Origin of the sequence: Clostridioides sp. ZZV15-6383 (genome assembly GCF_020657735.1) — a bacterium.
In the GTDB taxonomy this organism is placed as follows: Bacteria; Bacillota; Clostridia; order Peptostreptococcales; family Peptostreptococcaceae; genus Clostridioides; species Clostridioides difficile_D.
In genome coordinates this window covers 1-359 of sequence record NZ_JAGWCV010000177.1, presented here as the reverse complement: position 1 = coordinate 359, position 359 = coordinate 1, and the positions used below count along the sequence as shown (strand labels likewise).

The 359-nt window shown below is 27.9% G+C and carries 1 protein-coding gene; it reads left to right on the top strand.

The annotated features are described in order from the left end of the window. Positions 1-359, top strand: a 359-nt coding sequence (locus KGF42_RS19340; protein ID WP_227826925.1) for a transposase, incomplete at both ends; no start/stop codon positions are given.

Below are 359 nucleotides of genomic sequence, written 5' to 3'. Positions count from 1 at the left end.
ACTTGCTAAATTACAAAGAGAATTATCGAGAAAGACAATCGGTAGTTTAAATAGGAATAAAGCAAGATTAAAAGTTGCAAGACTTCAAGAACATATAGCTAATCAAAGAAATGATTTTCTACAAAAATTATCTACTAAATTAATAAAAGAGAATGATATTATTTGCATAGAAGATTTACAAGTAAAGAATATGATTAGAAATCGTAAACTATCTCGCTTAATTTCAGATGTATCATGGTCAGAATTTATTCGTCAATTAGAATACAAGGCTAATTGGTATGGTAGACAAATTGTAAAGGTAGGTAAATTCTTTGCAAGTTCACAAATATGCAATAAATGTGGGTATAAAAACGAGGAAG